This window comes from Pseudoalteromonas sp. APC 3355, assembly GCF_030407615.1.
GTDB lineage: Bacteria > Pseudomonadota > Gammaproteobacteria > Enterobacterales > Alteromonadaceae > Pseudoalteromonas > Pseudoalteromonas distincta.
This window is the reverse complement of sequence record NZ_JASDDB010000004.1, coordinates 52,943-68,199: the sequence shown is the minus strand read 5'-3', so window position 1 is coordinate 68,199 and position 15,257 is coordinate 52,943. Positions and strand designations below refer to the sequence as shown.

General features: G+C 38.6%; 12 protein-coding genes. 3 read left to right on the top strand and 9 right to left on the bottom strand.

The window, feature by feature from the left end:
- From QMA08_RS08445 to QMA08_RS08435, 3 genes are all read right to left on the bottom strand, one after another.
- Complete coding sequence (locus QMA08_RS08445) at positions 1 to 1,593, bottom strand: DUF4331 domain-containing protein (RefSeq protein ID WP_290174186.1); 1,593 nt, start codon at positions 1,591 to 1,593, stop codon at positions 1 to 3.
- A gap of 157 nt (positions 1,594 to 1,750) precedes the next feature.
- Positions 1,751 to 2,434, bottom strand: coding sequence for an anti-sigma factor (locus tag QMA08_RS08440; RefSeq protein ID WP_290174185.1), 684 nt, complete (start codon positions 2,432 to 2,434; stop codon positions 1,751 to 1,753).
- Positions 2,431 to 2,961 carry a sigma-70 family RNA polymerase sigma factor gene (locus QMA08_RS08435; RefSeq protein WP_197173712.1) on the bottom strand — a complete coding sequence of 177 codons (531 nt, stop codon included), beginning with the start codon at positions 2,959 to 2,961 and terminating at the stop codon, positions 2,431 to 2,433. The genes QMA08_RS08440 and QMA08_RS08435 overlap by 4 nt, the downstream gene beginning before the upstream one ends.
- 348 nt (positions 2,962 to 3,309) lie before the next feature.
- On the opposite strand from QMA08_RS08435, the gene QMA08_RS08430 reads away from it, so the two are divergent.
- Positions 3,310 to 4,929 (top strand): diacylglycerol kinase family protein, encoded by a 1,620-nt coding sequence (locus QMA08_RS08430; protein ID WP_149603611.1) that lies wholly within the window; start codon positions 3,310 to 3,312, stop codon positions 4,927 to 4,929.
- A gap of 50 nt (positions 4,930 to 4,979) precedes the next feature.
- Here QMA08_RS08430 and QMA08_RS08425 read toward each other — a convergent pair whose 3' ends face one another.
- On the bottom strand, positions 4,980 to 5,288 hold the full coding sequence (locus QMA08_RS08425) for a VF530 family protein (protein ID WP_024591820.1): 309 nt from the start codon (positions 5,286 to 5,288) through the stop codon (positions 4,980 to 4,982).
- A 54-nt stretch (positions 5,289 to 5,342) separates the two neighbouring features.
- Positions 5,343 to 5,645 (bottom strand): DUF1496 domain-containing protein, encoded by a 303-nt coding sequence (locus tag QMA08_RS08420; RefSeq protein WP_149603613.1) that lies wholly within the window; start codon positions 5,643 to 5,645, stop codon positions 5,343 to 5,345.
- Positions 5,646 to 5,771: 126 nt separating this feature from the next.
- Between QMA08_RS08420 and QMA08_RS08415 the strand changes: the two genes are divergently transcribed.
- On the top strand, positions 5,772 to 6,005 hold the full coding sequence (locus QMA08_RS08415) for a TIGR02647 family protein (protein WP_007375551.1): 234 nt from the start codon (positions 5,772 to 5,774) through the stop codon (positions 6,003 to 6,005).
- 11 nt (positions 6,006 to 6,016) lie between these two features.
- On the opposite strand, the gene maiA is transcribed toward QMA08_RS08415, so the two are convergent.
- Entirely contained in the window at positions 6,017 to 6,646 is a 630-nt protein-coding gene (gene maiA / locus QMA08_RS08410) for a maleylacetoacetate isomerase (protein ID WP_290174184.1), read from the bottom strand.
- A gap of 2 nt (positions 6,647 to 6,648) precedes the next feature.
- Entirely contained in the window at positions 6,649 to 7,950 is a 1,302-nt protein-coding gene (gene hmgA, locus QMA08_RS08405) for a homogentisate 1,2-dioxygenase (RefSeq protein WP_290174183.1), read from the bottom strand.
- A gap of 150 nt (positions 7,951 to 8,100) precedes the next feature.
- Here hmgA and QMA08_RS08400 point away from each other — a divergent pair, with 150 nt between their 5' ends.
- Positions 8,101 to 8,532 (top strand): MarR family winged helix-turn-helix transcriptional regulator, encoded by a 432-nt coding sequence (locus tag QMA08_RS08400; protein ID WP_290174182.1) that lies wholly within the window; start codon positions 8,101 to 8,103, stop codon positions 8,530 to 8,532.
- A 52-nt stretch (positions 8,533 to 8,584) separates the two neighbouring features.
- Here QMA08_RS08400 and QMA08_RS08395 read toward each other — a convergent pair whose 3' ends face one another.
- Together QMA08_RS08395 and QMA08_RS08390 are read right to left on the bottom strand one after the other, a co-directional pair.
- Entirely contained in the window at positions 8,585 to 11,707 is a 3,123-nt protein-coding gene (locus QMA08_RS08395; protein ID WP_200220650.1) for a TonB-dependent receptor, read from the bottom strand.
- A 336-nt stretch (positions 11,708 to 12,043) separates the two neighbouring features.
- On the bottom strand, positions 12,044 to 15,226 hold the full coding sequence (locus QMA08_RS08390; protein ID WP_290174181.1) for a TonB-dependent receptor: 3,183 nt from the start codon (positions 15,224 to 15,226) through the stop codon (positions 12,044 to 12,046).
- Between the last annotated feature and the right edge of the window lie 31 nt (positions 15,227 to 15,257).

Below are 15,257 nucleotides of genomic sequence, written 5' to 3'. Positions count from 1 at the left end.
TTATTTAGAGCCAGCAAGCGGTGTTGCAAGGTATGGGAATGATGAGTCCATCATTGTTGCATCAATAGGTGCGCCGTCTGTAAATGGCACTGTGCCTGTATTAGCATCCTCTGGTGAACAAAGCCCTAAATCAGTGTCTTCACCATTTACAGGAATCGGATGACATAAACGACCCATCACAACACGAAGTGCAATATCAACCACATCATCACCCGGGCGACGACCATTTGGGAAGCCGGCTAAATCATTACCCGCTACACCAAATGCAGATTGATCAGCTTGCGCTGTTGCTGCAATGCCTGTATTCAAACGCAGCATTTCTGAAGGTGTTACAGTTGCTTGCTGATTAACTCCTGCAAAACCCGTTAAAAATGCAGTGATTAAATCAGTACGCGGGAAGTTTGTGGGTGCCAGTGTTTCTAAGTTTGCGCCAAGGGTCGTATTAACAGCATCTTTAAACAAAATGTTTAATAACTCTGGTAGTGCTGGGTGAGATACATAATCTAAAAATTGTGCATCATCTTTAGGGTGAGCAGTGGAGAATGTGTCTTTGTCTTTAATGCCAATTACAAGCTCGTTTACAAGCGGGCTACCCAAACGTGAAACTTGTGTTAAAGCACCACCATTAACGCCATTATTAGCAAATTTAGCATTAGGATTTAATACGCGAGCTTGAGGTAGGCTTGCTGTTGTCCATGAACCTATTACGCCGTTACCTTCACCAACAATACAGCTTTTAGGTATTTCGATAGCAATTGATGTTACGTTTTTATCTGCAAGGTCGTCGTTATCAGCTGATTGTGTTATGCCACCAGGAAAACCACCGCCGTCACCAGCACCTGGGGCGCTATCACCCTCTACAGGTACATAGTTTACTAAATCAAATGTTTTACCTAGGTTAACTACAAATGGGTCTTTACGTTGCCCTACAAAAACTTGTGCCATGCTTTCACATTTAGGAATTGAAACCTGATACACAAATTGGTCAGCATAAGTTTGATAATCGCTCATTGAACCAAATGTTTTATTGCCCACATAATCAAGTGGTTTAGAAAATGTGCTGGAGTTTGATGCAGTGTTATTTAATAGCGTTGTTTCGCCAGTACGCTGCGCGCCGCTTATCATGCTTACTGTGTATGATTCGCTAAAATTTACAGCGCTGTTATCACCTGCAGATACACCGCCTACATTTTTAAGCGGTACAGACACGGTGCGTTGATTACCTTCAGGTCCAACAGTTAATTGCACACCTTGGTTATCATTAGGGAGCATGCTTTTAAAGTTAAACGCAAATGTAATATCTTCAACAGCATCGCCGTCGTTATCTATATGAATGCTGTAGGTAGCATCTGGGTCCATGGCAAAGTAATTAGGACCGCCGTAGGCATCTTGCAGCGGGATGTAATTAGCAATTAATGTGACGTAATCATCACGACCTAGCTCGTAACTATTAAATACATAAAAATCGGTTGAATCTAAAGTCGGGAAACGGCTTATATTTGGCGCTTCTCTGTGGCTAGATGCTTCACTTGGTGCACTTACAAACGTACTACATATTACTACTGCGAGTATTGATGGAGTTAAAGCTTTCATGACTTTGTCCTTTAGTTTTGATTGAAGTCATAGCTAATAACGGGGCTGGATTTAAATTGGATGCAAAAAAGTTAAATTATTTTTATTTTTTGTTAAAAAGTTTAAAAGTAGGTTGGCTGCTTTAAGTAAACAGCCAACTTTGGTCATAATAGTCGGGTTATAAAAGTACTAGCTCTGTGGTGTAAAGTACTTCAGTAGGAGAGCCATTTGGTGAGCCTCCAATAGGCTCTAAGCTTACTGCTAACAATGCGATATCACTTGCGTTAAAGCGGTTATCTTTAAATAATATTTTACTGCCTTGCTTGGGCAGTAAACCCAATGAAATAGGTGCATCTTGACCTTTTAAAATCATCCACAGCTCATAATCTTTATTAGTTTGAGCAACCAATTGGCTACTAGCTTTAATTGAGAGCCCTTGCTCGCTTACATCAATAAACCACAATGATTGTTTATCTTGATTTTGAACCAAAGCAATTTGCTGAGTTTGCATAACATTGGTACTAGGCTGAATAAACAAAAAGGCTAAAACAATGCATGCGGCAGTCGCCACAAAAGACCATGTACGCCAAATTGAAGGCTTGGTATGTATGACTGTTTTACTTGTTTGTGGTCTGTTTTCAATACGCTGTAGTATATTTACCCATACATCGTCACGTGGCATCTGCGGTGTAATAGCACTCGCTAAGTTGTTTAGGTTTTGCTCCCACATATTTGTTGCTTCACGTGCTTGATTTGAGTTAAGTAACAGACGCTGAAAACGCTTACGGGCAAGCCCTCTAAGTGTGCCAAGCACGTACTGCCCAGCAAGCGCGTCTAATAGTTCGGGTTTATTATAATTCATAATGTTAAACACCTTTGTAGCTGCATAAGCCCACGCCTGATCCAGCTTTTAACTGTACCTAATGGCGTTTCTATATGATCCACTAACTCGCTATGACTCAGCCCCTTATAATAAGCCAAGTGAATAGCTTGTTTTTGTTGCGGCTCAAGCTGTTCGATACAATTGACCAGTTTCGTTTCTTCATCGTAATTAACGTCGATACTTTCATTTTCATTTTCATATTCGTCATCGCCTAACGACTGCTCTTTTCGTACTTTGTGATAGCGCAATGAGTCAAGACTTCTGTATCTGACTATACTTATCATCCAACTAATAACGGTGCCTTTAGAAGCGTTATATTCAGATGCGTTATGCCAAATTTTTATAAAAGCGTCTTGTAGTGCCTCTTCCGCATAAGCTCTGTTAGTGAGCATATTTAAGCTAATAGCAAAAAGTTTGCCGCTAGTTTGTTGATATAAACTTGAGAAAGCATTTTTGTCTCCTTGTGCTGTTGCGCACAAAAGAGGGAGTAAATCATCGTTATCCATAGGGGTCCTGTTTTTCTTATTATCATTGAGTAAACGGTTGAGGGTGTGATTTGGATGCAAAAAATTTAATTGCCTTTTAGATTAGCTGCTTTATACGTTAGTACAAGTAATAACCGATCAGTGTTTGAAATTTAGACGTGTAAGTATAATTTATTCACATGTTTGTAAAAAATGCACAAAGAGCGGTCTGTAGTAGATTTTAGTTTATTAATTACTATATATATCAATGGCCTATTGTTCGCGTTTGAATTTTAAATGGCATTTATATGGCGTGATATTTGCAAAAGACTACTTAAAGCCGTTTAAATTAAGATTATAAATCGGCATTATTTTCACAAAGGAGAGACTATGTGGGCTGCAATTAGTTATTTACTATTGGCACTACTGCTTATTTTTATTGGTTGGGAAGTGAACTCTGTCTATTTTGCTATTGTTTTTTATTGGACTGCGCTGTCACTTTTATTAGTGAGTACCGCGTATATTTTTAATACAGCAAAAATATTTAGAAAGCGTGAAAATGGGGTGATCCCATTTTATATACGGTGGGCGTTTGTGCCATTTTTATTCGGTGTGCAAATTTATAATGCCTGGTCACGTAAGCGCGATAAAGTGCCGCCCATTCAACAAATAAACGAAAACCTATTTTTAGCTTGCCGATTATTTCCCTCAGATATAGACACATTAAAAGATAACGGGATTACGGCGATTTTAGATGTTACGTGTGAATTTGACGGACTCGAGTGGAGTTCAACACAAGAGAATATTAATTATTTAAACATTCCGGTGCTCGATCATAGTATTCCTACCCATTCTCAGTTAAATCAGGCTATTAATTGGATTCATCACCATATTAAAGAAAACCATCGCGTAGTCGTTCATTGTGCTTTAGGGCGTGGGCGCTCTGTTTTTGTCATGGCGGCTTATTTACTGAGCCAAAACAAAAATGCAGATGTGCATGAAGTACTTGCACAAATAAAAGAAACCCGCGAAACCGCAAATTTAAATAAGCATCAACTTCGCCATTTAGCTAAGCGACATAAAAAAGGCGAATTACTGATTAAAAACAAAGCCGTTTTAATTGCAAACCCTGTATCTGGTACACGATTATGGGAAGAAAAAGAGCACTTAATTGTTGCGCGGCTATCGGACTATTACGATCTGAAAGTACTCACTACTACAAAAGAGGTTAACGGTATTGAGCTGGCTAAACAGGAAATTGCGCAAAAGCCGGATATTATTATCGCATGCGGGGGAGATGGTACGGTGGCCGAAGTTGCAAGCGTACTTGTAAATACACAATGTAAACTAGGCATCATCCCTATGGGGACTGCAAACGCCCTTGCGCATGTATTGATGGGTATTACCTCTAAATTTATTCCTGTTGAACAGGCTTGTGACTTAATTATAGATGGTCAAACAAGCATAATAGATACTGCTTATTGTAATAATGAATTAGTACTACTGCTCGCGGGTATTGGTTTTGAGCAATCAATGATAGAAAAAGCAGATAGAGAGTCGAAAAATAAGTCGGGGCAACTTGCCTATTTAAATGGTTTTTTTGAAGCGTTTGGCGAGCAAAAATCGCAGTTACTTAAAGTAAAACTCGATGATAATGAGCCTAAAGAAATATGTACTAATAGTTTTATTGTGGCCAATGCTGCGCCTTTTACAACATTATTGGCTCAAGGTGGAGGGCAACCTGATCATAGTGACGGGCTACTCGATATAAATTGGTTAACACCAAATAATGAAGATTCAACCACAGTACTAAGTATTGCAGAGCTGATGTTTAGTAGCTTAACGCAAACACATTTAGCTATAAACTCTCATCATACAAATGCCAAAAGAGTAGAGATTACAGGCGAAGGGGAGCTTAAGTACGTGTTAGATGGTGAAGTTAAAACCGCTCAAAAACTGGTTATTACTATTGAGCCGGCTTCATTAAATGTAATTTGCAAAGAGCAATAAATCGCGTTAGTTATAATCAAAAAAGGAGCTAAATTAGCTCCTTTTTTACATCACTTTTTAATTGATGGCCAAACAAACCCTGTTGTATCCGGCGCTTGAGAAGATGTTTCTCTTGGTGCACTTTTTGGTCTACGAATAGGCTTATTATTTATAGTGTGAATATAAAGTGCTTCCACTTTATCGCGAGCCCAAGGCGTTTTACGCAAAAACTTTAAACTCGATTTAATGCTGGGTTGATCAGTAAAACATTTAATTTTTACTTGCTCGCCAAGTGTTCTCCAGCCAAGTCGTTGCTCTAACTCAACAAGTATTTGTTCTAATGTTACCCCATGTAAAGGGTTTTTAGGTTGATTATTCATAGCCATACTACTTATTTAAACTGCATGCATTGTAGCTTAAATCAGCTTTTAGTGCTAATTCACAGTGATTGTTTTAGGAGCTGTTGGGTAAATAGCATTACCTTGCTTATCTATTTTAAGCCAAATGAGTTGGCTGTTACTGTGTTGGGGTGTTTTAGCACCACACAAAAGTGTAAAAGAATGAACTTGTATTAATGCCCCTTCGCTATAGCGTTTGTTGTCGTACCAACAGTTAACTTCTTCATTTACAAACTGGTTTGCATCAATAATTGAATGGGTTTTTAGCGTTGTTGCTTCACTAAGTATTGAATACGATAAGCTGCTAAAACAAAAACATAGAATTAAAAAGTTACGCATTAGAGGCCTTTAAATAGGGAGGGTTAAAAATAATACATTAAGCTAAAAAACGTGCTAGTGTAAAGTACACAAAGTGATTTTAAGTATAAACTTAGTTATTCACAGAACAATAAAAAGGTGCACACAATGCAATTTAATCAAACAATGATCGAAGAATTCACACTATTAGCAAAGTTTCCTCGCGACAGTAAAATGCAGGGTATTAAATTACATTCAGACGCAGAGCCAAGCTTACTTAGCGCAGCGCAACGTTTATTTGAAAAAGGGATTATAGATAGCCCAGATGGCGGATATTTAACTGATCTGGGCTTAGATTTAATTGAGCACGTTACGGTTATTCATAGCGCGCTACAAAGTTAATCTAAATTAGCTTAATTTGCATCGGGTTGATTTTGCGGTGCAGCGTCATTAAATGCAGCTAATTTATTACAATGTTCGTAAATGGCTGCAATTTTTGGATAAGCGCTCATACCTACGTTAAAACGAATTGCATTAAATACTTGCGGCACTAAACAAATGTCAGCAAGTGTTGGTTGGTTACCAAAGCAGTAGTCATTATTTTCGTTTAGCATCAGTTCTATTTTTTCAAAACCAACTTCTATCCAATGTCGATACCATTTATTTTTAGCCTCGTCATCAACACCTAATTCGTTTGATAAATACTTCAGCACGCGTAAATTATTAACAGGATGAATATCGCAAGCAATGGCAAAGCTTAAGTTTCTTATTTGCGACTTTTGCCACGCAGTCCCTGTAATTAATGGCGATTGCGGATAAGTTTCATCAAGCCACTCAAGTATTGCAAGTGATTGTGCTAAAACACCATCATCGGTTTCAAGTGCCGGTAGTAAGCCTTGCGGATTAGTCGCTAAGTATTCTTTCCCAAGCTGCTCCGATTTTAAAAGGTTAACAATAGCAAGTTCATGATCGATTGCTTTTAAGTTAAGCGCTATACGCACTCTATAAGCCGCTGATGAGCGAAAGTAGCTGTATAATTTCATAATTAATCCTGTGAACCTGTAAATTGTTTTTTAATTGTGCGCCAGCAATCGGTGTAATTTGGTTGGCGCTCTTTACCTTCTAATGCATATTTTGTCGGTGAAATTATATAGCGCGACTCAAACATAAAGGCCAATGTGTTTTCATATTTTTGTGGTGTAAGCTCAGCGTTTGAGGCTTTTTCAAATACGTCGGCTTCAGGTCCATGTGGCGACATACAATTGTGTAAACTTGCGCCACCAGGTACAAAACCATGCTCTTTTGCATCATACACACCTTCAATTAAGCCCATAAATTCACTCATAATATTGCGGTGATAATACGGCGGGCGAAATGTATTTTCGGCTACCATCCAACGCGGTGGAAATATCACAAAATCGACATTTGCCATACCCTCAGTAGCAGAAGGAGAGGTTAGTACAGTGAATATAGAAGGATCGGGGTGATCAAAGCTCACTGTATTCATTACATTGAAACGCGATAAGTCGTATTTATAGGGCGCACTATTACCCGTCCATGCAACCACATCAAAAGGAGAGTGCTTTATTTCACAGCTAAATAAATTACCGTTAAATTTAGAAACAAGCTCAAAGTCACCCTCTTTATCTTCAAAGGCCGCTACAGGGTATTGAAAGTCTCTGTCGTTGGCATAACCGTTTGCACCAACAGGTCCTCGCTCTGCAAGCTCTAACGCATGGCCATAATTTTCACAAATATAACCACGGGCTGTATTATTAATTAAGTCAACTGAGAACTTAATTCCTCTGGGAATTACAGCAATTTCACCTGGTTTAATGCTTAACTTACCGCACTCGGTGTGAATTAATAACTCACCATGCTGAGGGACAAACAACATTTCGCCATCGGCATTACAAAAGTAACGCCCTTGCATTGACTGATTAGCGACATATACATGAATGCCAATACCAGATTGCCGATTAGCACTGCCGTTAGCTGCCATCGTTACCAAGCCATCAATAAAATCAGTAGGCTGTGAAGGCATATCAATAGGATTCCAACGTAGCATTGTTGGTGGTGTTACGGCTTCAGTGATTGGGGCTGTTCTTATTAGGCCGTTATCAATTGCTTGGTAATCACCTTGCACTACAGACGGACGAAGGCGGTAAAACCAAGTGCGACGATTTGAAGCGCGAGGAGCCGTAAATGCAGTCGAACTAAATTGCTCTGTGTATAAATCGTATTTAACTTTTTGTGGGCTAAATTGTCCTATTGGCAATGCACCGGGTAGCGCTTGTGTTTCAAATTCATTACCAAAACCGGTCATATAACTTAATTGTGTCGCCATTACTGACTCCTGTGAGAGGGGTTGGTTTAATATTATTTTTATTTCAGTTAAGATACTCTCAAGTGAGACTAATATCAAATGTGCAACTACGCATCCGTGTAAATATTAATGAACACCAAAGTAAGCCTTATAAAGCTGGGATAACTAAAAATGAAAATTGATTTAGCAACGTTTTTACCTTATCAATTAACGAATGTAGCAACACGTGTAAGTAACGACTTTGCCGAGGTTTATCAAACTAAGTACGGTTTAAATATTCCCCAGTGGCGAATACTTGCTAACTTAGCGCAGTATGGTCAGAGCAACGCAAAGGATTTATGCGCGCAAGCAAACATGGACAAGTCGACAGTGTCGCGTGCGGTAAAAGTTTTAATAGATAAAGGTTTAGTGAAAAGTGAGTTAAATGCACAAGACAAACGCGCGGCCTTACTTGTACTGAGCAAAGTAGGTCAAAGCTTATATGAGCAAATAGCACCTGATGCACTGAATTGGGAAAAACAATTATTGAGCACTTTGACTAATGAAGAATACGAAGTGTTAGTGAGTATTTTTGAAAAGTTAAATAACAAATTAAAGGCATAAAAAAGCCCACCAAAGTGGGCTTTTAAAAGATGTTTTAGGCTACAGTTCTAAATTAGAAGGTGTAACGAACACCTACACGCATTTGCCAGACAGATGCATCTGATTGCACTGATGTATTTGCATTATTCGCATTAAAGTCAGAGTAAACGTAACGACCCTGATCATCAAGTGATGTTGAAATCATGCTAGCGCCTACGAAAGGACCTTTCTTAAGTACGCCCCAATCGTCGTTTAACAGGTTAGTAAGGTTATCAATTACGAAGAATGCTTCACCTTTGTGACCTTCCATAAAGCCTGGAAGCTCTTGAGTTAACTTAAAGTTAAACTTAACAAACCAATCAGAGTTTTCTGCGTTACGGCTAGTAATTTGACCACGCTCTAAACCATTTGATGCAATAAATTCATTGAATTCATTGATATCAGCAGCACTCATGTTGTAAACAACGTTAGGATCGTTTTCAAGTGGAACATACAATAGCTGGCGGTTACCATTCCAGTTTGCATCGCCCCATACATTTTCGTCACTGCCATCAAATGTGTAGCTGTATGGTAAGCCTTTATATGCTTCACCAAATAGGTTAAAGCGAGTAGCAAACCCATCAACAAACTCATGAGTATAACCAAGAGTCATAGTAAAACGATGTGGAATTTCGTAATCAGATGAAGCAACACCTGGGTTACCTGGATCAGTTAGTGCAATGTTACCGTAGTTTGAACCAGCAACAGAGCTTGTCATTGGGTTAACATCATCAGAATCTGTGTATGCATAACCAAAGTTAACGCTCACACCATTATCAAACATCTTGCTAACAGCTAATGAGATAACAGATGAATCACCGCTATCACCGCTCACATTTGTTAGTAAGTATTCGTTTTTACGACCTTCGATTGATTCGTATATAGGACGACCATCAAATGTAGTTTCGCCAGAATCTTGAAGTGCGATGTCACGCATTAATGCAGCATCTTTTTTCTTTGAATATAAGTAATCAAGTGAAATTACATATTCATTTTCTGTTGTATATGTCGCACCAAGTGAGTATTTCCACTCTGATGGGATTTCAAAGTCTGGGTCAACAGCGTTTGCAACTGAATCGCCTGAGCCGATTACAGTGTCAGCTACTGCATCAAATTGAGACTGAGGTACTTCAAATCCTGGAGTACCATTATTTACATTAGGTGTTGCGAACAAGTCGATAGCACCAAACTGGTTTGCACTAATATTAGTAATGCCGTCGTTTGAGTAAGAGTTAGATAACCAAACATTAGGGTTACCGCCTGAGAACAAGCCAACGCCTGCACGTACTTCAAGTGCATCTGTAGCGTACCATTGGAAGCCTACACGTGGTTGAATTAAATCAATACCATCAAATGTACTTTGATTACTGTAGCCATAGCGGTCAGTAAAGTTTTGATTTAAGTTAGGTACATCATCACTTGTATATTTGTCGTAACGTAGACCAAAGGTGATGTTTGCATCTAAATCAGTGAATGAATACTCGTCTTGCACGTAAAATGTATGCTGAGCGTACGAAAAGCTTGCTGCTGCATCGTTTGGATCATTTGTAGCAGCTGCATTATTGTAGAAAATTGCACTTGCAATACCGTTTTCAAAATCATCAATATTGTTGAAACGGTATTCACCTTCAGTATGTTGAACGAATAAGTTAAATACATCTAACTCTTCAAACTCGTAACCAGCAGTAATTGTATGTTGATCTAGGTAGTAAGTACCTGCAACTTTAAATGTAGTTGTATCGTAATCTAAGTCATTTGATTGACGTGAGTCATCTGGACCAATATAAACTGTACCACCATCTTCGGTACGAATTTGCATTTCACCAAAGCTGCTTGCTGCATCTAATGATTGTACTGTTGCATCTAGCTCAGACTTACCAATACGAACTTCAGTTGAGAAGTCATCTGACCAATCAGAGTAAACAGATGCAATGATTGAAGTGAATTCTGCACTTTGGTCATAAAAGTGGTTAGATAGTGATACACGGCTAGAGCCAGTATCAGACTGTGAAACAGTATTACCATCGTTGTAGTTATAGATTAAGTTTGCACGGTGATCTTCGTTGATGTTCCAATCTAGTTTAACTAAGATTTTTTCATCTTCAACAGGCATACTTGAAGGCATTCCGCCTACATCGTAACCATATACAGTTTGAGCAACGCTTGTGATACGCGAGATATCATCAGCAGTTACACTGCCACTGCTTAAACCATCGTAGTTAAACTGTTGAACACCTTCAAGTTTTTCATATGAAGTGAATAAAAATAGTTTATCTTCAATTAGTGGAAGACCTACGTTGAAGCCGTAACGTTTTTCAGTATAGTTACCGTTATCAACGTCATCACCTTCAATTTTATCACCCTTGAAAGAGTCACTAGTGTAATCGTAGAAAACAGCGCCATGAACATCATTGCCACCAGATTTGGTTACAGCGTTGATGTTACACGATGTAAAACCACCGTATTGAACGTCAAACGGTGCAAGTTCAGCTGAAACTTGTTCAATTGAATCAAAAGAGAAAGGGGCGCGAATAGTAGGGTAACCATTTGAGCTTAAGCCGAAGTTATCGTTCATACGAACGCCGTCTAGCGTTAAGCTATTGTAGCGAGGGTTACCACCACCACAGTTAATTGAACCACGGCTATCATCAATTGTGATACGCGGGTCGATACGGATAATGTCTTTTAAATCACGGTTAATAGCTGGTGTATTTTCAAGATCAGTTAGCGTAAATGTAGACGCCGGACCAGTACCACCAGACATAGAGCTAATTGGCGCGCCAGAAACTACAATTTGTTCCATGCTTGATTGTGACTCAAGAGAAACGTTTACTGGATAATCGTTACCAATATTAAGAATAATGTTATTGAATTCTTGGTCTGCATATACATCTGAATCAACAATTACTTTATAAGGGCCGCCAACTCGCAGGCCTTTAGCTGTGAAATAACCCGCGTCATTTACTTCAGTTGTTTTTACTGATCCAGAAGGTACGTGTAAAATTGTTACTTTAGTGCCGGCTGCTGGGTTGCCGTTAGGCCCCATTACTTGACCTTTAATTGCAGAGGTCGTTTCGTTAGCCATTGCAGCGCCACTTACACCAACACATGCTGCAATAGCAAGTGAAAGAGCTGTTTTGCGTAATTGAGTTTTCATTTAATTTTCCCGTGTAGTTATTAATTAAATTTTTATATTTTTATTTTAAAATTTTTCAAAATAAACAGTTAAAGTTCATTTATTCAAAATCCGTTACTAGTGTACCTTATTTATTCGTTACAAATAAAATACAACTGCAATATATTTTTAATAAATAGTACTATTTTTGTCTATTTGAGTGTTTTTTTGAGCAATAACTCTATATCGGGGTATATATTACGTGGGCTTTATGACAAACATGTGAAATTGGGGTGTGAAAAACAAAAAACCCATTACAATTTTGCAATGGGTTTTGTTAAAAAATAACTTAATGTGTTATTACTTACCTATTAAGGCTTAAAACTTGTAGCTAATACCAACTTTAGCCTGCCAAGCTGATGACGATGAATTGATTTGTGAGTAATTACGCACATCTGCACCGCCAAAGCTGTTGTCTATTTTATATCTGCCTTGGTCATCAAGGCCACCAAAGTCATAAATAGTTTGGTTAGAGTAACCTAAGCGTTTTTCTACACCCCAGTCGCTGTTTAGAAGGTTTGCGAAATTATCAATCATTAGATAAACCTCACCAGTGTGACCTTCAGCAAAGCCTGGTATTTCTTGCTTAATGCTAACGTCCATCGTAGTAACCCAAGGTTGAGTTGCTGTATTTTTACCTAAAATACCACCACGCTGAGATATACCAGCACGCTCTAGTAATGGTTCTAACTCAGCCCAAGTCGTACCTGATTCATCCCAGTTTACATTTGGATCATCAGCACCTGTAGGTATATATGGTAAGTAAGCACCATTACTGAAGAAACTACTCGTATCACCCAAATCACTGTCTTTATACATGTTCATTGTATAACTAAATGGACGACCTGAACGACGTTCAAAATACACGTTAAACTTAGTCGCATACCCTTCAAAAAACTCTGTGTTATATGCTAAGTTGATTTTAAAGCTGTGCTCAACTTCGTAAAAACCACGTGCTGCAATATCTTCATTACGATTTACTGTAATATTATGCTTGTAGTTGCCTTCCGCTTGAGAAGCTGAACCGGCTGATGACTCGGTAACATCCTGGTGTGCATAGCTTGCCGATACAAACAGGCCATTATCCCACTGTTTAGCAATACCTGTTGAAAAAATAATTGAACGTCCATCATCAGATGAATTCGTCATTTCTATGTCAGCGTTATCAGCTAAAGAGCCACTATAAATAGTTTCATTTATAACGCGTTCACCATCAGCTGCAATACCAATTGGGTTAATAGATGTATTATGCCATACCGCCTCATTCTCTTTTTTATGATAAGCAATCTCTGCTTGCCATTTAAAGCCATCACCTAATAGTTCAGAATCAAACTCATATTCAAAACCTATTTGGGTGCGAATGCTTGAAGGCAATTTAAAATCAGGGTCGATATAAGCAACGCTACCAGCACCTTGTTCTAATGAGTTTTTAATTTCATCAGGCACCTGAGTAATATCAGCAGTGTTATTTGCATAGTAGTCGTTAATTACATCGTTAGGAGCAGATACTAATGTAATACCATCGCTTTGGAATGAGTTGTTATACCAAACATTTGGAATACCACCTTGGAAGCGACCAATACCACCGTTAATAGTAAGGGCTTCTGTTACGTAGTATTTAAAGCCAACGCGAGGAAGTATAATGTCTAGACCATCTAGATTTTCTTGGTTAGTAAAGCCATACGTATTCGCAAAATTTTCATTTAGAGTTGGTTTATCATCTGATGATAAACGCTCATAACGAACACCTGCTGTAACTTCTAAATCGTCACCTACATAAAAAGTGTCTTCAATGTAAAGTGCTAGTTGATTGCGTCTTACATCATATGCTGTATCAGATGAATCATTAGTGTAAGCATTCTGATAAGAGAAATCATAAGAACCAATTTCACGGTTTTCAAAATTTTCTAAGCTATCAAACTTCCACGTGCCAAGAGAGTTTTCAGCAAATAAGTTATATAAACGAAGTGACTCATATTGAGCACCAAAGTTTATTTCATGCTCATCCATTAAATAGGTAGCATCGAGTGTAAAAGTTAAATTTTGCGTTTCAGAGCGGTTAGCATGACGATATTGATCTGTACCAAAGTTGTAAGAAGGGCCATTTCGACCATCTTCATCAACTGAAATACTACCTAGATTTGAGCGAGTTGCGCTATCAGAGGTAACATCTTTATACGAAACACCAATTTCAGTAGAAAAATCTTCAGTCCAATCAGAGTAAAGCTTTGTTGAAAAGTTATTGAACTTCGTTACGTAGGCGTAGGTGTTCGATGTTAGTACAATATTATTGCCACCGGTGCTAGTGTTACGCTCATCTTGATCGTCTTGCCATTGGTAAGTAAAATCTAAACGATGGTCATCACTTGCGTTCCAGCTTAGCTTAACTAACAGGTTTTTATTTGTATCTTCTGGCGCACCTGCTAATGAATCAGTTAAGCCATATTCATTATTTAAAATAGAGATGAAACGGTTATAGTTAGCTTCAGAAGTATTAAATTCGTTGGCTGCACCAGAGCCGTCAAAGCCGTAATCAAGATCTAATTCGCTTGACCATTCTGAATAGTTAACGAAATAAAACAGTTCGTCTTTAACAATTGCGCCACCAACGTTAAAACCAAATCTTTCTTCAGTTTTAATCGGCTCTACTTTATTTGTAGAATAAGTTTTATGACCTAGCTCATCAAGGCCATCTTCTTGAACAATGCTATCGACATCGCCTGCAATCTCTGGAGTAGAGATTTCATAAAAGCCAGAGAACTTAAACTCATTTGTACCAGATTTTGTTACTGCGTTAATAGTACCGCCACCAAAGTTACCTTTAGAAGCTGAGAAAGGAGATACATCAACAGAAACTTGTTCAATAGCATCAAGTGCTACAGGAGGCTGAGAAGTAGGGTAGCCACCAAAGTTCAAGCCAAAGTCATCATTTTGACCAATACCGTCAACGGTTAAACCGTTGGTACGAGGGTTACTACCTGCAAACGTTAGCTCGCCATTACCATTAATACTGGCAAGTGGGTTTAAGCGCGCAATATCTTTAATGTCGCGGTTAAAGCTTGGCATGTTCTCAATAGTATCAGAACCAAATGAGCTGCTTGAGCCACCAGATTGCTGAACAATTTTATAACCAGACACTTCAATTTTTTCGATGTTTAGCGGAGCAAGCTGCGAGCTTAAACGGTAAGTTTCACCCAGATTTAGATAGATATTTTCAACAGTTGTATCATTAAACTTATCAGAATCGATGATAACCATGTAAGGACCACCTACACGTAAGCCATTAGCGATAAACGTACCACTTTCGTTTGTAGTTAGCTCGCTAATAGTTCCCGTTGGTTGGTGAACTACTTTAATTTTAACGTTTGCAGCACTGCCACCTGAAGGCGTCGTAATTTTACCACGCATTGCAGATGAAGTATCAGCAGCCATTGCGCTTGTAGAAACACCTAGAGCTAAAATTACCGCTCCAGTTAATTTCGAAAGGCGAAGCTTAGTCATAATGTTGATTTCCCGTGTGTAGGTTATATAA